This is a genomic window from Streptomyces sp. NBC_01477, assembly GCF_036227245.1.
In the GTDB taxonomy this organism is placed as follows: Bacteria; Actinomycetota; Actinomycetes; order Streptomycetales; family Streptomycetaceae; genus Actinacidiphila.
In genome coordinates, this window is sequence record NZ_CP109445.1 from 4,206,871 (window position 1) to 4,230,547 (window position 23,677).

General features: G+C 73.3%; 22 protein-coding genes. 8 read left to right on the plus strand and 14 right to left on the minus strand.

Features of this window, described 5'->3' with window-relative positions:
• Positions 1-4: 4 nt before the first annotated feature.
• Positions 5-1,501, minus strand: a complete 1,497-nt coding sequence (locus OHA86_RS17560; protein ID WP_329176499.1) for an NCS1 family nucleobase:cation symporter-1 — start codon at positions 1,499-1,501, stop codon at positions 5-7.
• Positions 1,502-1,740: 239 nt separating this feature from the next.
• Between OHA86_RS17560 and OHA86_RS17565 the strand changes: the two genes are divergently transcribed.
• Entirely contained in the window at positions 1,741-2,403 is a 663-nt protein-coding gene (locus OHA86_RS17565; protein ID WP_329176501.1) for a GntR family transcriptional regulator, read from the plus strand.
• A gap of 19 nt (positions 2,404-2,422) precedes the next feature.
• Here the strand turns inward: OHA86_RS17565 and OHA86_RS17570 are convergent, their stop codons facing one another.
• The 8 genes from OHA86_RS17570 to OHA86_RS17605 all read right to left on the minus strand — a co-directional run bounded on the left by OHA86_RS17570 (position 2,423) and on the right by OHA86_RS17605 (position 9,263).
• Positions 2,423-3,664, minus strand: coding sequence for a bile acid:sodium symporter family protein (locus OHA86_RS17570; protein ID WP_329176503.1), 1,242 nt, complete (start codon positions 3,662-3,664; stop codon positions 2,423-2,425).
• Between the two features lies 1 nt (position 3,665).
• Positions 3,666-4,070: a hypothetical protein gene (locus OHA86_RS17575; RefSeq protein ID WP_329176505.1), complete on the minus strand. Its 405-nt coding sequence runs from the start codon at positions 4,068-4,070 to the stop codon at positions 3,666-3,668.
• Positions 4,071-4,088: 18 nt separating this feature from the next.
• The gene (locus tag OHA86_RS17580; RefSeq protein ID WP_329182448.1) at positions 4,089-4,985 is read right to left on the minus strand and encodes an isocitrate lyase/PEP mutase family protein; all 897 of its coding nucleotides are present in this window, start codon (positions 4,983-4,985) and stop codon (positions 4,089-4,091) included.
• A gap of 188 nt (positions 4,986-5,173) precedes the next feature.
• Positions 5,174-6,286, minus strand: coding sequence for a serine hydrolase domain-containing protein (locus tag OHA86_RS17585; RefSeq protein ID WP_329176507.1), 1,113 nt, complete (start codon positions 6,284-6,286; stop codon positions 5,174-5,176).
• Entirely contained in the window at positions 6,283-7,206 is a 924-nt protein-coding gene (locus OHA86_RS17590) for a DUF6895 family protein (RefSeq protein ID WP_329176509.1), read from the minus strand. The genes OHA86_RS17585 and OHA86_RS17590 overlap by 4 nt, the downstream gene beginning before the upstream one ends.
• Entirely contained in the window at positions 7,203-8,360 is a 1,158-nt protein-coding gene (locus OHA86_RS17595; RefSeq protein WP_329176511.1) for a DUF6895 family protein, read from the minus strand. The genes OHA86_RS17590 and OHA86_RS17595 overlap by 4 nt, the downstream gene beginning before the upstream one ends.
• A complete protein-coding gene (locus OHA86_RS17600) occupies positions 8,357-9,016 on the minus strand; it encodes a hypothetical protein (RefSeq protein ID WP_329176512.1) in 660 nt (219 codons plus the stop codon). Before OHA86_RS17600 ends, OHA86_RS17595 begins: the two co-directional genes overlap by 4 nt.
• A 58-nt stretch (positions 9,017-9,074) precedes the next feature.
• The gene (locus OHA86_RS17605) at positions 9,075-9,263 is read right to left on the minus strand and encodes a hypothetical protein (protein ID WP_329176514.1); all 189 of its coding nucleotides are present in this window, start codon (positions 9,261-9,263) and stop codon (positions 9,075-9,077) included.
• Between the two features lie 262 nt (positions 9,264-9,525).
• On the opposite strand from OHA86_RS17605, the gene OHA86_RS17610 reads away from it, so the two are divergent.
• The 4 genes from OHA86_RS17610 to OHA86_RS17625 all read left to right on the plus strand — a co-directional run bounded on the left by OHA86_RS17610 (position 9,526) and on the right by OHA86_RS17625 (position 13,469).
• Positions 9,526-10,305 (plus strand): alpha/beta hydrolase, encoded by a 780-nt coding sequence (locus OHA86_RS17610; protein ID WP_329176516.1) that lies wholly within the window; start codon positions 9,526-9,528, stop codon positions 10,303-10,305.
• Between the two features lie 219 nt (positions 10,306-10,524).
• Entirely contained in the window at positions 10,525-10,968 is a 444-nt protein-coding gene (gene cynS, locus OHA86_RS17615) for a cyanase (protein WP_329176518.1), read from the plus strand.
• Between the two features lie 154 nt (positions 10,969-11,122).
• On the plus strand, positions 11,123-11,704 hold the full coding sequence (locus OHA86_RS17620; protein ID WP_329176519.1) for a DUF998 domain-containing protein: 582 nt from the start codon (positions 11,123-11,125) through the stop codon (positions 11,702-11,704).
• A gap of 649 nt (positions 11,705-12,353) precedes the next feature.
• Complete coding sequence (locus tag OHA86_RS17625) at positions 12,354-13,469, plus strand: ScyD/ScyE family protein (RefSeq protein WP_329176520.1); 1,116 nt, start codon at positions 12,354-12,356, stop codon at positions 13,467-13,469.
• 132 nt (positions 13,470-13,601) lie between these two features.
• Here OHA86_RS17625 and OHA86_RS17630 read toward each other — a convergent pair whose 3' ends face one another.
• Positions 13,602-14,267, minus strand: coding sequence for a TetR/AcrR family transcriptional regulator (locus tag OHA86_RS17630; protein WP_329176521.1), 666 nt, complete (start codon positions 14,265-14,267; stop codon positions 13,602-13,604).
• A gap of 104 nt (positions 14,268-14,371) precedes the next feature.
• Here OHA86_RS17630 and OHA86_RS17635 point away from each other — a divergent pair, with 104 nt between their 5' ends.
• Positions 14,372-15,211, plus strand: a complete 840-nt coding sequence (locus OHA86_RS17635) for a patatin-like phospholipase family protein (RefSeq protein WP_329176523.1) — start codon at positions 14,372-14,374, stop codon at positions 15,209-15,211.
• Between the two features lie 88 nt (positions 15,212-15,299).
• On the opposite strand, the gene OHA86_RS17640 is transcribed toward OHA86_RS17635, so the two are convergent.
• From OHA86_RS17640 to OHA86_RS17650, 3 genes are all read right to left on the minus strand, one after another.
• Entirely contained in the window at positions 15,300-16,256 is a 957-nt protein-coding gene (locus tag OHA86_RS17640; protein WP_329176525.1) for a hypothetical protein, read from the minus strand.
• Between the two features lie 162 nt (positions 16,257-16,418).
• Positions 16,419-19,334: an alpha-L-rhamnosidase-related protein gene (locus OHA86_RS17645; protein WP_329176527.1), complete on the minus strand. Its 2,916-nt coding sequence runs from the start codon at positions 19,332-19,334 to the stop codon at positions 16,419-16,421.
• Positions 19,335-19,614: 280 nt separating this feature from the next.
• The gene (locus OHA86_RS17650) at positions 19,615-20,256 is read right to left on the minus strand and encodes a TMEM175 family protein (RefSeq protein WP_329176529.1); all 642 of its coding nucleotides are present in this window, start codon (positions 20,254-20,256) and stop codon (positions 19,615-19,617) included.
• 211 nt (positions 20,257-20,467) lie between these two features.
• On the opposite strand from OHA86_RS17650, the gene OHA86_RS17655 reads away from it, so the two are divergent.
• Positions 20,468-20,830: a DUF1304 domain-containing protein gene (locus OHA86_RS17655; protein ID WP_329176530.1), complete on the plus strand. Its 363-nt coding sequence runs from the start codon at positions 20,468-20,470 to the stop codon at positions 20,828-20,830.
• Complete coding sequence (locus tag OHA86_RS17660) at positions 20,827-21,393, plus strand: TetR/AcrR family transcriptional regulator (RefSeq protein WP_329176531.1); 567 nt, start codon at positions 20,827-20,829, stop codon at positions 21,391-21,393. The genes OHA86_RS17655 and OHA86_RS17660 overlap by 4 nt, the downstream gene beginning before the upstream one ends.
• Positions 21,394-21,761: 368 nt before the next feature.
• On the opposite strand, the gene OHA86_RS17665 is transcribed toward OHA86_RS17660, so the two are convergent.
• Positions 21,762-23,525 (minus strand): thiamine pyrophosphate-dependent enzyme, encoded by a 1,764-nt coding sequence (locus OHA86_RS17665; RefSeq protein WP_329176533.1) that lies wholly within the window; start codon positions 23,523-23,525, stop codon positions 21,762-21,764.
• Between the last annotated feature and the right edge of the window lie 152 nt (positions 23,526-23,677).

Consider the following 23,677-nt stretch of genomic DNA (forward strand, 5'->3'; position numbering starts at 1 on the left):
GGCCTCAGTTCGGCCCCGCCGCCGCCGGCGAAGGGACCGACGGCTCCGGCGCCGCCCGCTCGGCCGTCCGGCCGCGGTTCAGTGCCAGGTAGAGCAGCGCGGCGCTCGCCGTGCCGATGAACCAGGAGTACGGGGCGGTCTGCGAGAACGTGTGCACCAGGGCGATGACGGCGCTGACCGCCGCCGTCGGCACGAAGGCGCCGACAGCGCGGAGGTTGACGCCCCTGCGGTAGTGGTACGGGCCGTCAGGACCCGCGTCGAAGAGCGCGGGGACGTCGATCCGGCCGCCCTTGACCAGGTAGTAGTCGACCATGATGATCCCGAACAGCGGTCCCAGGAAGGCGCCGAGACCGCCGAGGAAGTAGTTGACGACGTCGGGGTTGGAGTAGAGGTTCCACGGCGTCACCAGCAGCGCGGCGACCGTGCTGATCAGGCCGCCGACCCGGAAGCTGATCCGCTGCGGCCACACGTTGGCCACGTCGTAGGCGGGTGAGACGAAGTTGGCCACGATGTTCACGCCCATGGTGGCGATGGCGAAGGTCAGGGCGCCGATCACCAGGACCGCGGTGTTGCCCACCTTGGCGATGAGCAGCGCGGGATCGGTGATCGCCGACCCGTAGACCTTGATGCTGCCGGCGGTGACGATCACCGAAAGCAGCGCGAAGGCCGAGGAGTTGATCGGCAGGCCCCAGAAATTGCCCCGGCGTACGGTGCGTTCGTCCGGTGCGAAGCGCGCGAAGTCGCAGAAGTTCAGCATCAGGGTGCCGTAGGTGGCCAGGATCAGGCCGATCGCGCCGAACCACTGGCGGACCTGCTCCGCGGTGGACACCGGGTGCGGGGTGCGGGTGAGCGGGATGCTCCAGTGGGCCTTGGCCAGGATCCACACCGCGAGCGCGATCATCACCACCCAGATCGCCGGACCGCAGAAGTCCTGGAAGCGGCGCACCGACTCCATGCCCCGGCTGATGATCAGCGCCTGCACCACCCACAGGGTCAGGAACGACGCCCAGCCGAGCGCGTCCAGGCCCAGGAAGCTGTGGTGCGTCCAACTCGCCAGCCCGGGGCGGGCGGTGAGCAGCAGCACATCGATGGCGACGGAGGCCAGATAGGTCTGGATGCCGTACCACATGATGGCGATCACGGCCCGGATCAGCGCCGGGATGTTCGCACCCCAGACGCCGAAGCTGATCCGCGCCACGACCGGGAACGGCACACCGGTGCGCTGGCCGATCCGGCCCATCAGGTTCATGCCGACGAAGATGATGGCGAAGCCGACGAGCAGCGACGAGAAGATCTGCCACGCGCTGAGGCCGAGCACCAGCAGGCCCGCGGCGAAGGTGTAGTTGCCGAGGTTGTGGACGTCGGACATCCACATGGCGAACAGGTCGAAGGAGCGCCAGTTGCGGGTGGTGGAGGGGGCGAGGTCTTCGTTGGTCAGCCGGGGATCGGGCGAGGCGGGCAGGCCGGTGCCGGGCGGGTCGGTGAGGTCGGTGACGGACACGAGTACCTCCGCGGTGTGGGCGGGGACGGGGGAGGATGAGCGGCCGGCACGGTTTTGGTATACCAAAACCGTGCCGCCATGATGGCCCGCGCGGCGGTGGCCGGGGTGTCGTGCACGCAACAACCGTGTTACGCGTCCGGGCGGCGCGGCGCCCGGCCCGCCGCGTCCGTACGGCCCGCCGCTCGCCCCGGATAGGCTGGCCGGACGCCCGGGCGGGGCGCCGACCAGGGAGTGTGCGGATGGGGGCGGGGCAACCCGGGGGTGCGCTGGGCGCGGCGCGCGAACGCGTGCTCGCCGCCCTGCGCCGCGCCATCGTGGCCGGTGAACTGCGGCCCGGCGACCGGCTGGTGGAGCGGGACCTCGCCGAGCGCTTCGCCGTCTCCCGGGTGCCGGTCCGCGAGGCGATCAGGGCGCTGGTCGCCGAGGGCTTCGTGGTGGCCGAGTCACCGCGCCGGCTGGCGGTACGCCGGCTGACCCGCGTCGACGTCGAGGAGCTGTTCGAGCTGCGCGAGGCCCTGGAGGTCTACGCGGCGGGACTCGCCGCGGAGCGGGCCGGCCCCGCCGACCTCGCCGAACTCCGCGACATCCTGGACCGGGCGGCCCGGGCCACCGCCGAGCTGGACGCCGAGAAGATCACCGGGCTGAACACCCACTTCCACGACCGCGTCCTGGCGATGGCGGGCAACTCCCTGCTGACCGCGGCCCTGGAGCCGGTCGAGGGCCGGCTGCGCTGGCTGACCCGGCAGAACGACGCCTGGCCCCAGCTGCTGGCGGAACACCGCGGGCTGGCCGACGCCGTCGCCGCCCGGGACCCGGAGAAGGCCCGCGCACTCGCCCTGGCCCACGTGCGCGCCAACCGCCTGATCACGCTGCGGGTCCTCTTCGGCGACGCGGCTCCCTGACCGGCGGACTCCCCCGCCGTCAGGCCCGATGCGCCCCGGCCGGGACGTCGGCGGGGACGTCGGCGGGGACGTCGGCGGGGACGTCGGCGGGGACGTCGGCGGGCACAACCGCGACAGGCGTGCCGGGCTGCGCGGACCCCGGTGCGGGGCGGCGGGACCAGCGGGTGGCGATGAACGCGCACACCGCCAGCTGCATCTGGTGGAAGAGCATCAGCGGCAGGATCGCCAGCCCGGCCCGCGGCCCGAAGAGGGCGGCGGCCATGGGCAGTCCGGTCGCGAGGCTCTTCTTCGACCCGCAGAAGACGATCGCGATCCGGTCCTCGTCGCCGAATCCGAGCCGCCGCGCGGCGAGCGAGGTCACGCCGAGGGCCAGCGCCAGGATGACGGCCTCGACCAGCAGCAGCGCGGCCAGGCGTACCGCGGTGACCTGGTGCCAGATGCCCTCCGCCATGCCCTTGCTGAAAGCGGTGTAGACGACCAGCAGGATGGACACCCGGTCCAGCCGGCCCAGCGAGCGCTTGTGCCGGCCGATGAAGCCGCCGGTCCAGCGGCGCAGCGCCTGGCCGGCGAGGAAGGGCGCGACCAGCTGGGTGCCCAGCGCCAGCAGCCCGTCCGCCGAGAAGCGCACGGTCGAGCCGATCAGCCAGGCCGCGAGCAGCGGGGTCAGCAGCATGCCCAGCAGGCTGGAGTACGTGCCCGCGCAGATGGCCGCCGCGACATTGCCGCGGGCGGTGGAGGTGAACGCGATCGACGACTGGACGGTCGAGGGGACCACGCACAGGAACAGCAGCCCCGTGTAGAGCTGCGGGGTGAGCAAGGAGGGCGCGACCGCGCCCGCGGCCAGGCCGAGGACGGGGAAGAGGACGAAGGTGCTGGCGACGACCACCGTGTGCAGCCGCCACCCGCGCAGCCCGTCGAGCGCCTCGCGGGCCGACAGCCGGCTGCCGTAGAGGAAGAACAGCAGGCCGATGGCGATGTCGGCGGTGTGGCCGACGGCCACGGCGGCGCCGCCCGTCGCGGGCAGCAGCGCCGCCAGCGCGACCGTCCCGACGAGCGCCGCCACGTAGGGGTCCACCGCCTTGCCGAACCGGCGCGGGCCGCCGTTCACCAGGGCCGGCGGGTTCGGCGCGGGGCGGCGGGGCGTCCGGCCCGTGGCCGGGCCGGACGCCTTCCGTTCGCCCGTGGACGCCATGGACGCGTCGTCCGGCCGCTGCCGGGCACGAAGCCCCAGCCGCCCGTACGACCGGCGCGCTACGGACACCTCAGTCGTCTCCTTCCGATGTGGTGGGCCCCGCCGGGTCCCCCGGAGGCGGGGACCCGGGCGACTCCCGGGTGACGTCGACGTCGCCGCCGTCCCCGTCGTGGTCGCTGCCGGCCGTTCCCTTGCTGTGGACCAGGGTGTTGAGGGTCCGGTCGACCTCCAGCCAGGAGTCGGCGTTGGAGTTGTCGATGATCAGCAGCCCGTGGTTCGAGCCGTGCGACGGCGGCGGCGGATCCTCTTCGTCCTGGTTGTCGCAGCCGCAGCATGGTGTCGCCGCGGTCGCGGACTGCCAGGAGCCGCAGCCGGCCAGCACGCCCGCGGCCATCACCGCGGCGAGGCCCGCCCGGCGAGCGGCGGTGAGCCGGCCGTCCGCGGCGGATGCCCGCGGCCGGCTGTGTCTGCCCATGGCGCCGGGTTCCCGGGGTCAGACGGAGACGGGCTGCCGTTCCGGCGACGGCGAGGTGTGCGGCAGGACGGCACGCTCGTGGTGCCGGCTGATGTTGCGCTCCAGCAGCTGCGTGGCGCCCGCCACGCCGACCGCGCCCGCGCCGCGGCCGACCGGCAGCCGGCCGTCGGCGTCCTTCAGCTCCAGCAGCGCGTCCTCGATCGCGCTGTGCGCGGCGAAGAGGCACGGCGTGCTGTAGATGGCCACGTCCACGCCGAGGTCGGTCAGCTCGGAAAGCGACAGCCGCGGCGACTTGCCGCCGGCGATCTGGTTGAACAGCAGCGGCTTGTCCCCGATGACCTCGCGGATGCGGTGGACCCACTCCACGCTGCGCACCCCGTCCACCAGCACGACGTCCGCGTCGGTGGCGGCCAGCGCGGCGGCGCGGCGCAGGATGTCCTCGTCCTCCGTGGCGTCGGTCCGCGCCACGACCACCATGTCGCGCCGGCTGGCCAGCACCATCTCCAACTTCTCCAGGTACTCCTCCAGCGGCAGCGTGAGCTTGCCGTCCGCGTGGCCGCAGCGCCGCGGGCGCTTCTGGTCCTCCAGGATCACGCCCGAGGCCCCGGCCCGCTCCAGCCGCTGCACCACGTGGCAGGCGACCTCCGGGTCGACGTAGCCGTCGTCGATGTCGACCAGCAGGTGGTGGGTGGGGAAGGCCGTCCGCAGCCGCTCGGCGAACGCGACCATGTCGGGCCAGGCGATGAAGCCGATGTCGGGCAGGCCGTAGTAGGAGGCGGCGAAGCCGAATCCGGAGACGAAGAAGCCGTTGTAGTGCGGGGCGGCGAGCGAGGCCGAATACATGTCATAGACCCCGATGAGGGGCGTGGTTTCCGAGGTCTTGATCTCGTTCCGCAGGGCGGTGCCGTACTGCACGTGCTCTCCCTTATTGGGCATGCGCAAAGCATGGTTGGGCGACATAGGCAGAACCTTTGCCGAGCTTTGCCGAACTTTGGTGATACGCCACCCCGCGTATGACCTTCTCGACCTCATCGGGCTATTTCACCGACAACATGCCGACCGCATGGGATGACCGTCATTCCGGGGGCCGGCGGTCCGCCGGGTCAGCGGTGGGCCGGCCCGGGCAGGGGGCGGCCGGCCAGGGACTGGAGCAGGGTGTAGGCGGCGTGGACCACCGAGCTGGTGCGGTCGTGGCGGGTGGCGCACACGGCGACGGCGGTGCGGGTCGCCGGGTGGAAGCCGAGGAAGCACTGGATGCCGAAGGTGGCGCCGGCGTGGAAGAGCACCGGGCCGCCGCTCGCCGGGTGCTGGAACCAGGTCAGGGTGTGCGTCTCGCGCCGGCGCCCGAACCCCTTGCGCAACTGCGGGACTTGGACGTCGCGCAGCGCCCCGGCCAGCGGCCCGCCGGCCGACCGCAGATGCGCCTCGGCATAGCCGAGCATGTCGTGCGGGGTGGACAGGACGCCGCCGGCCGGGGTGAACGCGGCCATGTCCGTGAACGGGAAGGGCGTACGGCCGTCGCCGTGGTGGCCGGTCGCGATGGCGCGGTCCGGGCGGGACCTCGCGGCGTCTGCGCCGGCGGTGGTCGCGGTCAGGGCCAGGGGGCACAGCACCCGCCGGGTGAGCAGGTCGGGGAAGGCGGTGCCCGCCGTGTGCGCCAGCGCCGAACCCAGCAGCGCCAGGCCGAAGTTGGAGTAGTGCCAGCGGGTGCCCGGGGCGTGCCGGGGGCGGACGTGGGCGTAGGCGGACAGCAGCCGGTCGCCGCTGTAGCCCGCGTAGCCGTTGGTGTACGGGTGGAGGACGGCGCCCGCGAACAGGTCCCGCGGCACCCTCGGCAGGCCCGAGGTGTGCGTGGCCAGGTGGCGCAGGGTGATCCGGCAGGCGTCGCCGGACAGCGGCGGCAGCCCCGGCAGGTGGGCGGCCAGCGGGTCGTCCAGCCCGACGGCGCCGGCCCGGGCGAGGTCGGCGAGCAGCAGCACGGTGAAGGTCTTGGACAGCGAGCCGAGGCCGAAGCCCAGGTCCTCGCGCGGCACCGCCGGAGCCGCGGCCGTCCCGCCGGAGACGACCGTACGGTGCCCGCCGCGGCTCACGGCCACCACGACGTCGGGGGCGCGCACCCGGGCCAGGGCCTCGTCCAGCAGCGGGGCGAGACCGCCGTCCTCGTACGGCACGGGGGCGGGCGCGGCCGGGATGTCGGCGGCCGGCCCGGCGCTCACGCGGCCACGTCCGAGGACAGCGCCCGCGAGGTGGCCATCGCCGAGGCGAACGCCGCCACCAGGGTGGGGTGGTGGACCACGTCGAAGACCTCGTCGCGGTCGCCCTGCGGCATCGCGCCCTGCACCGGCATCGCCCCGTCCGGCGCCTGCGCGGCGGCGTACAGCCCCCACATCGCGGCGTCGAGCGTGGGCCGGGGCAGGCAGGCGTCGACCACGAGCAGCTCGCCGAGCAGGTCCCAGTGCTCCAGCTCCGCCCAGTCCGCCATCCACGCGGGCAGGTAGAGGGAGAGGTAGTCGGCGATCTCCCGCGGGATGCGGTCGGGGGTGGCTCCCCAGTCGCTGAGGTGGAAGACGGTGTGGGTGATGTCGTAGGCGATGTGCAGCTGCACGGTCCACGGTTCCGGCCTGCGGCCGAGCCAGGTGGCCGCGAGCGCCTGGTCGCTGTCGCCGCTGGGCACCAGCCCGATCTTGCGCTCGGCATTGAGCAGGCCGAGCCGCCGGTTCGGCATCATCTCCAGCGCCCGCCAGCTCGCCGTGGTCCTGGCCAGGTCGATCCCGCTCTCCAGGCCGGGGTGCCGGTAGCCGAGTTCGTGCAGGCTGGCGTAGATCTCCAGCGGCACGGGCGACAGCGGTTCCTGCTGCTGGAGTCCGGCCAGCAGATTGCCGCCGTCGAGCAGGTCGCGCCAGGCGTAGTCCAGCAGCCGTACCGAGATGTCGTGCTGCCGCGAGCCGGCCACGCCCTCCCGGGACAGCACCCGCATGTTGATCGCCAACTCCCCGACGGGTTTGATCCGTTCGACGATGCCGCGGCCGGAGGCCAGGTCCTCGTCGGTGAGCCGGAAGTGCTCGCGGTTGGTGTCCAGCCAGGCCAGCGCCCGGTCGCCGACGCGGTGCAGGAGGGCGGGGGATGCGGCGGTCACGGTGTCGCCTCGCTTTCGGGCAGCGGGTGGTCGGTCGGTGCGGCGCCCTCGGGGAGCGCGGCGCCGGGCGGCCGGGCGGCCCGCGCCCCGGGAGCGGGCGGGGCGGCGCGCGCCAGCGTCGCGGCGAAGGCGGCCACGAGCGTGGAGTGGTAGCAGGCGGTGAAGACCTCGCCCGGGGTGGCGCCGGGCGGCGGCGGGCCGCCGGCCTCGGGCACCGCGCCGTCCGCGGTGCGGTTCGCGGCGAAGCGGCGCCAGGCCGCGGGGTCGTAGGGAGCGCCCGGCAGGCACGCGGAGAGGGCCAGGAATTCGCCGACCAGGTCCCACAGCCGCTCCTCCGACCACGTCTCGGTCCAGGCCGGCAGCCACAGCCGCAGGTATTCCGCCTGGGGTCCCGGCAGCCGGCCCGGCGCGCGGCCCCAGTCGGTGGTGTGGAAGACGTCGTGCGTGATCCCGTACGCGGCCTTGCGGTCCAGCGCCCACGGTTCGGGGCGTTGGCCGAGGCCGGTCGACGCGAGCACCGCGTCGAAGTCGGTGTGCGGCGGCAGTCCGATGCGGCGCTCGGCGTTGAGCACGTTGAGGGTGCGGGTGGGGTCCTCGCGCGGCACCCGCCAGCGGCGCAGCGAGGTGGTCGCCCCGATCAGCTCCTCGGCGCCGGGGTGGCGCAGGCCCGCCCGCGCGAACACCCCGTACAGCTCGACCGGGTAGGTGGCCACGGGCTCGCCGCGGACCAGCTCCACGAACAGCTCGCCGCCGCGGGTCTCCTTCCAGGCGAGGCCGAAGAGGTCGGCGGCGGCCTCGCGCACCGGCGCCAGCGGGTGCAGCGCCTGGATCACCTGCATCAACTCGGCCAGTTCGCCCAGCGGTTTGAGCGTGGTGTTCGGGTCGGCGTCGGTGGCGACGTCCGCCGGCAGCCGGAAGGCCTGCCGCACGGACCCCAGCCAGCGCAGCGCCCCGCCGACGACGCCGTCGAGCAACTCGGCGTCGGGGTGGGCGCGTCCGCCGGGCGGCGGCGCGGGACGGAGAGCCGTGCCCGCAGCCGCGGCCTCGGCGGGCGCGGAGGCGGCCGGACGCGCGGACGTCGTACCCGCCGGGACCCGGTCGCCCGGCGCGCTGGCGGCGCCCCGGTGCGCCGTGCCCGTGTGCTCGCCGCTCACCCGGGACCGCCGCCGGAGAAGCGCCGGGCGGCGGCGGTGTGCAGGGCCACTCGCGGGTCGCCGCCGCTCATCCGGCGGACGTAGCGCAGGCCCGCGCCGAGCCCGAGCGAGTCGGGGACGTCGGGGACGCGGACCAGCCAGCGGCCGACCCCTGCGGCCTGGAGCCAGTCGCGGCGGCGCACCGCCCGGACGAAGCCCCTGGCCAGGTCCTCGGTGCGGGCGGCGAGCCCGACGGCCAGCGCCGGGGCCAGGCCCGGCAGCGAGAGCGCGGCCAGCTGCGAGGCACGGTGGGCGAGCACCGGCCAGGGGTCGGTCCGCAGCCACGCGTCCCCGGGCCGGGCCTCGGCGGCCATGTCCGCGCCGCTGTGCGGCAGGAAGGTCCGCGACGCCTCGGCCAGGCCCCGGTAGCTCCACAGCGAGACGTCCGAGGCGCCGGGAGTGGGCGGGTAGGCGGCCAGCGCCTTGCGTACGGCCTCCCCGTCGGGGCCGCCGCGCGCCGCGTCCCCGCCGAGTGCGTACGGCGCCAGGACGTCGGCGCCCAGTACGCGGATGGCGGCCAGGGCCACCGTGTCGTCCTGTGCGAGAAGGGCCGACAGCGCAAAGGTGTCGCCCTCGCCGTCGAGGGCGAGGGCGACTCCGTTTGCGACATCGGCCACCGCAGCGCTCAGGGAAGAGTTCTCCTGCGCCTGCTCGGCCAATGTGTCCCCCAGTCCGTCAGCGCGTGGCCGTCTTCGGCGGGCGGGGAGTGGGGGGCGACACGAGCAGGAGGCCCGCGAGAAGCAGACCGCCGAAGCACTCACGTGTGTCGCGGTAGATGCCTTCCGGTTCTGCGGAATCCAGCAGTCCTTCGACCTCAGCGGCAAGGGTTGCCGTCTCGACCTGGGCTGATAGCTCCGAAGCCATGAGACCATCTCCTTCGCTTGGTGGACTTCCAGCATGACATCTGCCACATACCCTCGCAATCCGGACATCGTTGTTCGGCGGAAGAGCGCAGGTCAGCGGCGCCGGGGGCAACCCGGAGGCTCCGGGCGGGAGTCGGAACGGCGGCGCCGCCCCCGAGTTCGGGAACCGGGCGAGTGCCTGCTTCCGGACCGCCGCCCTGAGTAGCCTGGGGCCGCCCCGCGCGTCGCGGTGGCTGACCTGACGCCGCGCGAAAGCAGGTACCGTGAAAATCGAGCGCACGACGATCGACGGTGTGTTCATCGAGCACGCATCGCCGGAAAGCGCCCCGGCCGCGCCTCCCGTCGTTTTCGTCCACGGCGGCGCCCACGGCAGCTGGGCCTGGGAGAATTACCTCGGCTATTTCGCCGCGACCGGCCGGGACTGCTACGCCTTCAGCTGGTTCAACCACGAGGGATCAGCCGCGCTGCCCGACGACCGCTTCGCCGCCCGCTCCCTGGCCGACACGGTGGAGGAACTGGAGATCGTCACCGCCCACGTGGGGCAGGCGCCGGTTCTCATGACCCACAGCATGGGCGCGATCGTCGCGCAGAAGTACGCAGAAAGGCATCCCGTGGTCGCCCAGGTGCACCTCGCTCCGGCGGTCTGCGCGGAAGTCGGACTTGACGTCGAGTTCGACATCGATCCCGGCGCGCCGGTCGAGCGGCTTCCCTTCGAGGTGGCGTGGGGCCTTTATCTGGGCGGGTGTTCGGAAGAGGACGCCGGGCGTTATCACGCGCTGATGTCGAGGGAATCCGCCGTCGCGGTCAAGGAGGCGGTGACCGCGTCGGTGAGCGTGGACCGTACGCGTATCGGCGGACCGTCCCTGGTGGTCGCGGCGGAGCACGACGCGATAGTCCCCGCGGAGGCGGTACGCCGCAGTGCCGCCCACTTCGGCTCCGACTATCTGTTCCTTCCCGACCGCTCGCACAATGTGCTTCTCGAGCCGCGCTGGCGCGGGACCGCGGACCGGGTCCGCTCCTGGCTCGACCACCGGGCCTGGTAGCGCCCGCCGGCCCGCCCCGACCCGGCCCGCCCCGGCCCGACCCGGAGCGGGCCGAAGCGGCCCGGAGCGGAATTCCGCGGGCACCGGAGGGGCCGTGGCGACCGCCGGTGAAAGCACCACGCCGGTGATCCGTTGTCCGTAGGCTCGTCGCCGGGGCGGGCGCTGCCCGATGCGGCGCCGGGGTCATGCCCTGGGACGCGACAGGTGGGGAAGGACAGCATGCTCACCAAAGGGGAAGCGGCGGAAGCCGTCCGTCAGGCCAAAGTGCGGACCGGGGTCACATGGGCGCAGCTCGCCGAGACCGTGGGCAGGCCCTTGGCATGGACGACGGCCGCGCTGCTGGGCCAGCATCCGATGAGCGCGGCCGAGGCCGAGGCCGCCGCCTCGCTCCTCGAACTCGACAAGGACGCCATTGTCGCTTTCCAGCTCCAGCCCACCAGGGGAGCCCTGGAATCGGCCGTCCCCGTCGATCCGACCATCTACCGCTTGTACGAGGTCGTCCAGGTCTACGGGCCGACCATCAAGGAGCTGATCCACGAGCAGTGCGGCGACGGGATCATGAGCGCCATCAACTTCCGGCTCGATGTCGCCCGCGTTCCCGACCCCGCGGGGGACCGCATTGTCATCACTCTCGACGGGAAATACCTCCCGTACCAGTGGTGACGCGCCAGCGGTGACGGCGGTGACGCACCCGCGGTGACGCGCGGCCGGCCCCGGCCCGGATACAGCGTCGGTGCAGTCTGCACCGATCCGGTTGGGTGCCGATCGCCCCGCGTGTGCGAGAGAAAGGGAGAGCTGTCCGTTTTACGGTAGTTCGATGGCACTTGTTTCATGGTGGGCCGTGCTCTCGTCCGGGTGCGCTCCCGTCCTGCTGATCGGTGGCTCGACGACCGCGGCAGTGCTCCAGGGGCCCGGCTACAACCCCGTCAGCCAGACGATCAGCGTCCTGGCGGCCGGCTCCGGCTACTGGGTGCTGACCGTGACGCTGCTCGCCCTGGGCACCTGCTACCTGGCGACCGCCCTCGGCCTGCGCGCGGCAGCCCCCGCCGGCCGCCTCGCGCTGGCCGGCGGCGGGCTCTCCGCGATGCTGCTGGCGGGATTCCCGGCGCCGAAGACCGGCGGCTCCTTCTCCCACGGTTCCGTGGTCGCAGTCGGCTTCTCCCTGCTGGCGCTGTGGCCGGTCCTGGCCGCCGACCGGCGTGCGGGCGCGCCCTGGGGGCTGCGGCCCGTGCCCTCGCTCATGGGGTCCGCGCTGATGGTGCTCGGGGCCGCGTGGTTCCTGGTCGAACTCCAGCTCCACGGGGCCGCCGGCGTGGCCGAGCGCGTCCTGACGATCGCCCAGTCCCTGTGGCCGATCGTGGTCGTCGTGTCCTGCCTGCGCCACCCCGCCCGTACGTGACCCGGCCGCGAAAGCCCCGCGGGCAGGGGTGGCCGAGACCCGCGGCGGGACCCGGCCGGCGGCGTACGCGTCGCCGCCCGCGGCCATGACGCGACTTGGCGCCGACTTGGCGGATCCCGGGCCGGCGCCGCCCGCTCCCTGACCGGCCGGGGCGGCGCGCCCGCCCGCCGCGGCCGGTCGGCGCCCGGCCGCGCGGCACGATCCGGGCAAAGGGCAGGTCGAGGGGGGCGGGGCGGCGGTCACCGGCGTGCGGCGGAGCGGCCCGTCAGGGCAGGACCCGCCTGCCGGGACGCCGCGGCCGGCGGCGGACCAGGTCGGAGCGCCGGGCGGAACCCCCGCGTCCGCCGGCCGGTACGAGACACGTACTGACCCAGGGACACCACCACTCACTCCGGCCCGGTCCGGCCGGAGCGGCGCCAAGTCAGCGCCAAATGGTTGCCAAGTCGCAGGGGCGATGCTGCCGCCTGTCACCCGGCTGGATATGGCCCGCCCCGGGGCCCATGGTGCCCCGGACGGCGGTGTCATGACCGGTCTTACCGTGAGCCAGCCGCGCGGGCGTCCGCACCACGGAGAAGCGTTTGCGCGCACCAGAAAGCTCACCCGAACGGGAGGAGACGAGGCGCAGATGCGACCTCTCAAAGCGCGTCGGATGTTACTGGCCGCCGCGGCTGCGGCGGCACTCGCCGGCCTGAGCGCCGGCCCTTCGGGGCCGGTGGCCGAAGCGGCCACCCACCCGAGGGAGCTGACCAGCAACGCGCCGGTCACCGTCGTGGCGAGCGGCCTGAACGGGCCGCGCAGCGTGATCAGGGGACCGCACGGCCACCTGCTGGTCGGCGAGGCGGGCACGATCCCCTCGGCGTGCGACAACAGCAACCCGGCGGCGGTGAACTGCTTCGGCCTGACCGGCTCGATCGCGGACATCTCCTCCGGCACCCCGGTCCGCATCCGCACCGGCCTGGCCTCGCTCCTCAACGGCGGCGAGATGGTCGGCCCGGACAGCCTGGTCTACGACAGCGGCCACCTGTACGCGCTGGAGCCGGCGTCGCCGGAATTCGTCCCCGACAACCTGCCGGGCCTGACCCCGGCGGTCACCGCGCTGCTGAAGAAGCAGTACGGAGCGCTGCTCGACGTCACCGGCCGGACCCCCAAGGTCCTCGCCAACCCCGGTGACGTCGACTACCAGTGGGCGCCGGACAACGACGGCAACCCGTACGCGCTGGCGGTGAATCCGCGCGGCGGCTTCTACCTCGTGGACGGCGGTTCCAACACGCTGGACTCGATCGACCGGCACGGCAATGTGCAGGTGCTCACCCTCATCCCCAAGACCCCCGGCGGCGCGGACTCCGTGCCCACCTGCCTCGACATCGGCCCTGACGGCGCGGTCTACATCGGCGGGCTCACCGGATTCGGCGGCACGGCCACCGACGCGAACGTCTACCGGTACGCGCCGCGCACCGGCAAGCTCACGGTCTGGCAGAGCGGCTTCAGCGCCATCAACGGCTGCGGCTTCGGGACCAACGGCGACTTCTACGTCACCGAGTTCGACACCATCGGATTCCCGTCCTCGACCATCCCGCCCGACGGTGTGGTCATCCAGATCGGCAAGAACGGCAAGCGCACCGTTCTGGGCGCGGGCAAGCTGGTCGCGCCCGCGGGCTTCCTCTCGGCTCCCGACGGCTCCGTCTACGTGACCAACTACTCCTCCATGTGGCCGTTCGGCGACCCGGGTTACTCGACGACCGGCGAGGTCGTCAAGATCGGCTGAGGCCGGTCCGCGCGTCGCGCTGCGGGCCGCGGCCGTCCGTGCCCCGGCCCGGCCCGCAGCGTCATCTCCCGGTCCACCGCCGGGGACCCGCGCGACGGCGCCACCGTCCTGCTCCCGCGGCCCGCGGGGCGGTCAGCCCCGGTGCCCGCCCAGACGGCCCAGGACCTCGCCGAGTTGGGCCGGGGTCAGGCGGGGCTCGGGGAGGCGGGCGGCGGTCGGGGAGGCGCGCAGGCCGTCGAGGAGCAGGGCGAGCGGGCGGCGCCACGCGTCCGCGGCGGTGGCGGTGAGGGCCGGGACGGCCCGGCCGAGCGTCGCCAGCGCCAGCAGGACGTCCTCGGTGCCGAGATCGCCGCGGACGGTGCCCTGTTCACGGCCGCGGCGCAGCAGCAGGTCCACGGTCTCGCGGTTGTGGGCGTGGACGGCGTCCAGCGAGCCGACGCCCTCCAGCCGCGTGGTCATCAGGTCGTTCGTGCCGCGGTCGGCGGCCAGGTTCTCGAAGACCTTCTCCACGTACGCCAGCAGGGCCGGCCAGGCGTCCTCGGCGGCGCGTGCCCGCTCCCCCGCGGCCGTGGTCCCGGCCAGGGCGCCCCGGAAGACCTCGTCGACGAGTGCGGCGCGGTGGGGGAAGTGCCGGTAGAGGGTGGCGTTCCCCACGCCCGCCCGGCGGGCGATCAGGTCGAGCGGCGCGTCGAGCCCCTGCTCGGCGAAGACCTCGCGGGCCGCCTCCGCCAGCAGTTCGCGGTTGCGCCGTGCGTCGCGCCGCCGCACCGGGTCCCGCCCCTGCGTGCCGTCCGTCATGACCCCACCCTCCCGCACTACCGGGGACCATTCCCCGGTACCGATGCTATCGTCGCGGCATCAAGTGGGGAGTGGCCCCCACTTTGCCGGGAGGGGGCTGGGCGATGGCGGACACGGCACTGGTACTGGGCGGGGGCGGGGCGGTCGGCGGCGCCTGGACGGCCGGCGTGCTCGCCGGGCTCTCGGAGGCGGGGGTCGATGTCGCGCGGGCCGGCGTCGTCATCGGCACCTCCGCGGGCGCCGTGCTCGGATCCCGGCTGGCCTCCGGCGTCGGACCGGCCGAGATGTACGAGCGCCAGCTCAGCGGGGCCGACGCGGTGGACATCACGGTGAGCCTGGGCCGGACGGCCCGCTTCCTGTGGGCGGCGCTCGGCTCCCGCAGGCCGCAGCGCTCGGTCGAACGCCTCGGCCGGGCGGCGCTGGCGGCACGCACCGGCCCCGAGTCGGAGGTCTTCGACGCGGTCGGCATGCTGCTGGGCACGGTACGGGACTGGCCCGACCGCGATCTGCGGATCGCGGCGGTCGACGCGCGGACCGGCGGGCTCACCGTCTTCGACGCGGACTCGGGACCGACGCTGCTCGAAGCCGTCGCGGCGAGCTGCGCCGTGCCGGTCATCTGGCCGCCGGTGACCGTCGCGGGCCGACGCTGGATGGACGGCGGCAGCCGGGCGACCACGAACATCGCACTGGCCGCCGGCCACCGCCGTGTGCTGGCGGTCTCGCCGATCCCCAAGGCGGTCGGTCCGCACCCGAGCGCCGGGCAGGAGGCCGCGGAGCTGGCGGCGGACGGCGTGCGCATCACCGTCCTGACCCCGGACAGCGCCGCCCGCCGCGCGATGGGCCGCAACATGGTGGACGACTCCCGCCGCCCCGCCGCCGCCCGCGCCGGGCACGACCAGGCCGTCGCCCTCGCGGAGTCGGTGGCCGAGGTGTGGTTCGGCTGACGTTCCCCCGTACGCCCCCGAACACCGGCAGCCCACCGGGGGGGCGGGCTGCCGGTGTTCGCGGGCGTACGGGGGAACGCCGGTCGGATCAGCCGACGGCCTTCCAGTGGTCGTAGACGCTGATCATCTGGTAGCTGCGGGCCGGGCAGTAGAAGGCGCTGTTCGGCTGGTCGTAGTGCGTGTCCGAATTCGCCGGACTCGCGCTGGACCAGACGCCGTTGTTGCGCACCGAGATGTTGCTGGACTCGAAGGTGGTGCCGGCCATGTCGTCGCAGGAGTACGCCCGGCCCGAGGGGCCGACCGTGGAGTACAGCTCCTCGATGTCCCAGCCGTCGGTGCGGCCGGACTTGTTGGTGCCCGACTGGGTGAACAGGGTGTCCCAGTGGGCGGTGGAGTAGTTGTAGAGCGCCGCGGTCCAGGTGTTGGCGGCCGCGGAGGTCCTGATGACGCGCCCGGTGTAGGCGCCGGAGCCGTTCGTGTAGGTGCTCAGGAAGGAGCTGTTGATGGTCACCGAGGCCGCGAAGTTGACGCTCTTGCACCAGTCCCAGGCGGAGACCGAGCGGACGGACTTGGTGTAGACGGTGACCAGTTCGACGCAGGAGCCGCCGGGCGGGTACATCGTCGGGGTGTAGATGGTGGTGGCGGTGTCGGCGACCGTGAGCTGGGTGGAGACCGACTGCGTGGCGCAGGAGCCGTCCGCGCCGGACGCCGACTTGAACGAGGTGCCCTGCGCCGGGTGGATGTCCACCCGCGGCTGCCCCACGGCGTCGCCGGCGGCGGCGGTCCCGAGCGGGCCCTTGGCGGCGATCCCGTACTGCGCGCGGTGCTGGGCGGTGCGGGAGGCGAGCTGGCGCTGGACCTCCGCCGAGGGCAGGGCCCCGCTGACGGCGAGGCCGGAGACGGCGGCCGAGCTGCACAGCGCGGCGGCGGCCCGGGGGCTCGCGGCGGTGTGCGCGGGGCTGGCGGCGGCGGTGCCCAGACCGCCGCCGAGCACCATGGCTGCGGTGGCGGCGAAGACGGCCGCCGTGGACTTCAGGCTTCTCACGCTGATGCGATCCTCTCGGAGGGGGCAGGGGGTCACGCGTCGAGCACTACTGAGCAATCATGGCCATGACAAGGCATCGCAGGCCAAAAGAGAAGCCCTAGGCCGGTTGTTGTCCGTCCTGGAGCCGGAAAAGGCCGGTTCCGCGGACCCGGGCCGAGGAGGTCAGGACGTCGTGTAGCACTTCTTGGCGATGCCCGGCAGCGGGTCGGAGCCGAAGGCGGCGGTGGTGCAGGGGGTGCCGCCGGTGAAGGACCTGTAGAGGTAGTCGCCGCCGGCGCCGTAGGCGACGGTGCGCTGGCCGGCGAAGGAGCAGGTGGCGTTCTCGGCCGCGCAGGTGGCGCCGAATCCGGTGGGGGCGCCGGTGTAGAGGTAGCAGTCCTTGGCGACCTGGAAGATCGGGTCGACGCCGAGCGTGTCGTTGTCGCAGGTGGTCGAGCCGTTCGAACGGCCCTGCCAGAAAGCTCCGTTGGCGCCGAAGGCGATCGGCTGGACGCCGGTGGCCGCGCAGGCGGCGTGTTCCGCGGCGCACGCCGTCCAGTTGCCCGCGGGGGCGCCGGCCGGGGCGGCGTAGCAGCTCTTCGCCGCGTTGAAGAGCGGGTCGGTGCCGAAGGCGGCATTGGTGCAGGCGACGCTGCCGGTGACGGTCTGGAAGCGGAAGGCCCCGCCCGCGCCGTAGGCCACCTCGCGGGTGCCGCTGACGGCGCAGGTGCCCTTCTCCGCCGCGCAGGACGTGTAGCCCGCGGGGCCGCCGGACGGGGCGAGGTAGCAGGACTTCACGACGTTGTAGGCCGGGTCCGCGCCGCCGTAGGAGCCGCCGGCGCAGGCCGTCGCGCCGCTGACCGTACGGTAGGCGTACGCCCCGGCGCCGTAGGCCATCACCTGGGTCCCCGACGGGGTGCAGGTACCGCCCTCGGCGGCGCACAGCGTGTAGCCGGCGGGCAGCGCGTTCCCGCTGACCGAGGTCGCGAAGGCGGCGGGCGCGCCGACGTTGACGGCCGAGACGGTACGGCTGCCGGCGGCCACACCGGTGAGGTAGACGTAACTGCCGTCCGTGGAGCCGCCGGTGATGCCCGGCACCGGGTGGAAGGCGCCGCCGCTCCAGACGGACGCGCCGTTGACGGTGATGGCGACGGCGCTGGAGCCGTAGGTCGGGACGCCGATCGTCCCGGTGCTGCCGGCCGGGCTCGCCAGGGTCTCGGCGAGGGTGCCGGCCGCCGCGTCGTAGTCCCACGAGCCGGTCACGGTGCCCTGCGGCAGCCTGATGGTGCCCTCGACGTGGGTCAGGTCGCCCGGGTGCGGCGCGAAGGTGTACTGCGCGGTGCCGGTCGGGGCGAGGCCGAGCACGGAGAAGGTGAGGGCCGAGGTCGGGCCGGTGGCCCAGCCGTGCGCCAGGCTCATGTAGGTGCCGCCGTAGTCGAAGCTCCCGTCGCTGCGCAGGCCCTCCCAGAACGTGCTGCCCGTGCCCGTGGGGCTGCCCAGCATGCCGCCCCACTCACGGCGGATCAGGGCCAGGGCGTTGACGTCGTCACCGGCGGTGAAGTGCGCCTGGACCTCCATCGAGCCGGGGAAGGTGCCGATCGCGCCGCCGTCCTTCTCCGGGCTGGCCGCCCCGTGGTCGTTCCACCGGGTGGCCAGGCCGTGGGCGATGGCGGTGTTCTTGGCGGGGCTGTCGGTCAACCCGTACCAGACGGCGAGGGAGTTGCCGTCCTGCGGGTAGAGGGTGCTGGCCGGGTTGTCGCGGTAGAGGCCGACGGCGGCGTTCCACAGCCGCTGGTTGGCCGCCGCCTTGAGGGTGGCCGCCTGCCGCTGCCAGGTGGCGGCGTCCGCGCTGTCGCCCTCCGCGCCCGCCAGGACGGCGCCGCCGGTGAGCGCCTTGTAGAGAAGGGAGTTGGCCTCGATGTTCTCGCCGCCCTGGCCGCCGCGCGCCCAGTCACTGGTGCCGGTGACGTTCAGCAGGCCGGTGCCGTCGATCTTGGCGGTGATGAAGCCCATGCCGAGCTTGAACTGGCTCCAGTACGTGTCCAGCCAGGCCTTGTCGTTGGAGTACGTGTAATACGACGCCGTGCCGATGAGCGCCCACGTGTGGTAGGTGTCGGAGCCGTAGAAGTTGAACTGCGGCCCGCCGTACTCCAGTTCACCGCTGCTGCCGTTCTGGTGCCGGTAGAGCGTGGTCAGCGCGTTGCGGCTGGAGGCGATGTCGTCGGTGGAGACGTACTCGGTGGGCAGCGAGACGCCCAGGTCGCCCGACCACACGGAGCGGTCGCGCTTCGCGCCGTCCACCAGCACGCTGGACCCCACGCCGACCAGCCCGTTGTTCTCCCACCCGGTGGACGGCGGCGGCCAGACGCGGCCCTGCGCCGGGTCGATGGTGTCCATCTGCACGGTGTAGGCGCCCGCGTACCAGATCTTGTTGAGCTGGGCGTCGTTGGAGAAGAAGTAGTTGGTGTACGCGCTCGGGTCGGCCATCCCGGCGGCGCCGGTGAAGGCGAGCGAGACGCCGTCGAGGTCCACCCAGCCCGAGGACGACAGGAAGACCGTCAGGTAGCGGAAGCCGCCGCGCAGCTTGTCGGCCGGCATCGTGTACGTGCCGGCGCCGTTGACGGTGGTGGCCAGGGCCCCGTCGGTGCCCGTGCCGGAGAAGGCGGCGCCGCTGCTCAGGTCGCTGGTGGGGCCGACGTAGAGCGACGACTCGGTGAAGGCCAGGCCGACCCGCTGCCCGGCCGCGCTGGCGCCGGCGAATGTCAGGGTGACCAGGCCGCCGACCTCCTTGCCGAAGTCGAGCACCAGGGCGGAGTTGGCGCCGGAGATCCGGGTGGAGGCGCCGGAGAGCACGTTCTGCGGCGACGACACCGAGCCGGCGGTGCTCTGGACCGCGACCGGCGCGAGGGTGCGGGTCGAGGGGGCGAGGATGTACGCGTCCCCGGCGGACCGCCCGGCCGTCGCGGCGGGTGAGGCAGGCGCCGCCGGTCCTGCGGTACGGGCGGGGGCGGTACGGGCGGGCGCGGCGGCACGCGCCGGGCCGGCCGCGTCGGCGGCTCCGGCGGAGAAACCGAAGGCCGCGCACACCGCGGTGACCACAGAAACGATCCAAATGCGGCGCAGCTGGCGCGGGGACGACCGTCGGGGTAATGGGCGGGGAACGTTCATAGCGTCGACACTCCCTGGGGGCGGAGGGCACATAGGACGTCTGAAACGATTCACTCGGCTGGTACTGAGGTGAATGTAGGAGAGGGTGTGACGAGCGTCAAGGGAACGCGCAGCGAAGCCCCGTGGCGGCCAGGGCGCCCGGTGCCGGATACCGGGAGGCCAGGGCGGCCAGGGCGGCCGGGAGGTCGGGCCGGCCGCAAGGTCCGGGAGGTCAGGCGTCCCGGGACCCGCGCCGCCGCTCGCGCAGCGGCCGGTAGACCCGCTTGGCCAGCACCGGTCCTGCGATCCACAGCGCCCAGCCGTACATGGTGAAGAAGAAGACCGGGATGGACAGCCCGAAGCCGAGGATGATGCCGTACAGCTCCTCCCCCTTGCCCGCGGACATCGGCCGGTCCCCGCCGACGAGCAGATGACGAGCCGCCAGACGGCGGGCGATCACCAGCAGCGCGACGGCGGCCAGCGTCTGGAGAAGGGCGTAGAAGCCGTACCGCAGGGCATGCGAGCCGAGACTGTCGTGGTCCTCGGTGGTGAGCATCTTCGTCGCGAGCGGATTCAGGATGATCATCATCAGCCAGAACATATTGATCATCCGCAGCGGAGTGTCGATACGTTCGACGGCCCGGAAAATACGGTGGTGGCCGCCCCACGAAGCGGAGATCGCGACAAAACTGAGCAGGAACGCCAGGTAGTGCGCGTCGTTCTCCCGCACCGACTTCCAGAATGCCGAGACGTCGCGGCCCGCGGGCACCGGGAGTTCCAGCGCGAGCAGGGTGATGGCGATCGCGACGACCGCGTCGGAAAAGAGGATCAGCCGGTCGGCGGCGCGTGCTTCGATGGCCGCTTCGTTCTCCACGGTGAATCTCCCTGACGGCGTGGCGCGGCGGGAGCCGCCCGTTCCGGTATCCCGCCGACAGCGGCCCAGTAGACCACCGCGCACCCCGCCGGGTACAGCCGAGTTGCCCGGCCCGGCCCGGACGGTCGCCGGCACACCCCCTGGTTCATGGACAGGTGTCCATGTATGGTGGACACCTGTCCATGACCGCGCAACGAGTGGGGGTACCGCGATGGGGACGGCCGCGAACGTACTGGTGGGCCTGGTGGCCGCGCTGCACGCGTACTTCCTGGTCCTGGAGATGTTCCTGTGGGAGAGGCCGCCGGGCCGCGGACTCTCCGGCTTCGACGCGGACATGGCCCGCGCCACCGCCCCGCTCGCCGCCAACCAGGGCCTCTACAACGGCTTTCTGGCCGCCGGCCTGATATGGGGACTGGCCGCGGCAGACCCGACCGGCTTCCGCGCCCAGGTCTTCTTCCTCGTCTGCGTGCTCGTCGCCGGGCTGTACGGCGGGTTCACCGCCAACCGGCGGATCCTCGCCGCCCAGGCACTGCCCGGCGCCCTGGCGCTCGCCGCCGTGCTGGTGGCCGGGTGACCGGCGCTCAGGCCGATCCCCGTACGGCACGGACCCGGGCCAAGCTGAGCCGCGCGCTGCTGGAGGAGTGCGCCGACCGGCCGCTGGCCGAGGTCAGCGTCGCCGCCCTGGTGCGCCGGGCGGGAGTCGGACGCGCCACCTTCTACCTGCACTACGCCGATCTGGAGGCGCTCGCCGTCGACGCGTGCGCCGACATCGTCCGGGAAGCCGTGGACGCCCTGCACGCATGGCGCGGGACACCCGATCCGGCGGCTCCGCCGCCCGCCCTGCCGGCCTTCTTCGACCGGCTCGCTTCCCACGCCGGCCTCTACCGCGAGCTGTTGAGCCCGGGCGGCAGCGGCCCGCTCGGCCAGGTACTGCACCAGGATCTGCGCGCCCGCAGCCGTACGGAGCGCGCCCTGGCCGGTGCGCCGGAGCCGGACCTGGTCGCCTCGGCCGTGGCCGCGACCTTCGCCGGGGTGCTCGCCGACTGGCTGCACGGCCACATCGAGGCCACCCCCGCCCAGATCGCCCACCGGGTCTGGCGCCTGCTCGTCAACCTGCACCGCACCCCCCTGCCCTGACGAGCCGCCCGGCCCGGTTGCCGGGTACGGCGGATCGGAGGGCACCGGGGGTGTCGGTTCGTGCGACATGCCGCTGCGGTGCTCCGGCAGCGGTACGTCAGCTGCGGCGCAGAAGCATGACGACGGCCACGATCACCAGAATCAGCACGACGGTTCCAAGGCCTATGTACATGTGGGGATTCCTCTTCCATGTCATTGATTTGCGGTACGGCCACTCCGTACCGCGGAGATCCGCCGGGATTTTCCGGCGTTCCTTCCAAGGTCGCTCTTACCCGCCGTGGCGGGATCAAACTGTGAAAACAAACCGGGGTGGCATCCCGCATTCGGCGGTGCCCGGCAATTCCCCGGCAGGTGCCTCACCGGGTGGGTCAGTCCTGCGCACTGTCGTCCCCGCGGCTGCGTACGAGTTCCTTCATCTTGGCCACCGCGAAGCCCCAGCCCTGCTCGACGGTGGGCTTGCCGGGCACGGCCACCTCGTCCGGGTTGGTGAGCACGTCGAGCAGCACGGGCCCCGGGGTCGCGAAGGCGGTCCGCACGGCGTCGTCCAGCTCCGCCGGGTCGGTCACACGGATACCGGTGATGCCCATGGCGGTGGCGATCGCGGCGAAGTCGGGGTTGTCCAGGACGGTGCCGAACTCCGGGAGCCCTGACTGCTCCTGTTCGAGCTTGACCATGCCCAGCCGGCGGTTGTCGAAGACGACGAGCTTGACGGGCAGCGCGTGCGTCTTCAGCGTCATCAGGTCGCCCAGCAGCATGCTCAGGCCGCCGTCGCCGCAGAAAGCCACCACCTGCCGCTCCCGGTCCAGGCACTGGGCGCCCAGCGCCTGGGGCATGGCGTTGGCCATCGAGCCGAGGTTGAACGAGCCCAGCAGCCGGCGCGAGCCGCGCATCTCGACGAAGCGGGACAGCCACACCGTGGCCATACCGGTGTCGGAGGTGAAGACCGCGTCCTCGGCGGCGGCCCGGTCCACCGCGGCGGCCAGCGCCTCGGGGCGGATGTCGTGCTGCCGGTTGTCCACCGCGGAACGCAGCCGCCCGACCAGGCCCTTGTCGTGGTCCGGGGCGGCGAGTTCGGCCTGTCCCTCGCGCCAGGAGGCGAAGCGTTCACGGGCCTTGTCCAGGTGACCGCGGTCCCGGGCGCCGCCCGCCCCCGGCGGCTGCGCGGTCAGCCGGGCGAGCAGGTCGCGTACGGTGGCGCCGACATCACCGACCAGGCCGATCTCCACCGGGATGCGGCGCCCGATGTGCGCGGCCTCGGTGTCCACCTGGATGACGGTGCGGCCCTGCGGATACCAGTCCCGGTAGGGGAAGTCGGTGCCCAGCATCAGCAGCGTGTCGGCGTCCTCCAGGGCCGAGGCAGCCGCGGGGTTGCCGATCAGCCCGGTCTGGCCGACCTGGAAGGGGTTGTCACCCTCCAGGCCCTCCTTGGCCTTCAAGGTGAGCACCATGGGCGCCGCCAGCCGGTCGGCCAGCGCCATGACGTCCTCGCGCGCGGCCCGGGAGCCCTTGCCGACCAGCAGGGTGACGCGGTCGGCCCGGTCCAGCAGCTCGGCGGCCCTGCGGACGGCGTCCTCCTCGGGCCGGGTGGTCGGGGCGGTGAGGGAGAAGCGGGCCGGGCGGTCGGCGCCCACCTCGCGGTCGCCGATGTCGCCGGGCACGGTGAGGACGGCGACGCCCTTGCGCCCCAGGGCGTTGCGCACCGCCGTCTCCAGCAGCAGCGGGAGCTGGTCGGGCGAGGTGATGGTCGCCCGGAAGACCGCGACGTCGTTGAAGAGGGCGTCGTTGTCGACCTCCTGGAAGTAGTCGCTGCCCAGCTCGGTCAGCGGCACCTGCCCCGCGATGGCCAGCACGGGCGTACGGCTCTTGGCCGCGTCGTAGAGCCCGTTGAGCAGGTGCACGGAGCCGGGGCCGACCGTGCCCATGCACACCCCGAGGCGGCCGGTCAGCTGGGACTGGGCACCGGCGGCGAAGGCCGCGGCCTCCTCGTGCCGGCAGCCCACCCACTCCACGCCCTCGGTGGTACGGATGGCGTCGGTCAGCGGGTTGAGGGCGTCGCCGACGACGCCGAACACCTGGCTGACGCCGAGTTCGCTCAGTGCGTCCACGATGACGCGGGCTACGGTTCGGGCCACGGGGTCCTCCGGATCGGATGAGGAATCGTCGGATGGGGGATCGTCGGATGGGGGATCGTCGGATGGGGGATCGGATGGCGGGTGTCATGGATCGGGCGGCCGGGACAGCCCGCACCGTCCGGGCGGCCCGGAAGACCCGGCCCGCCCGGACG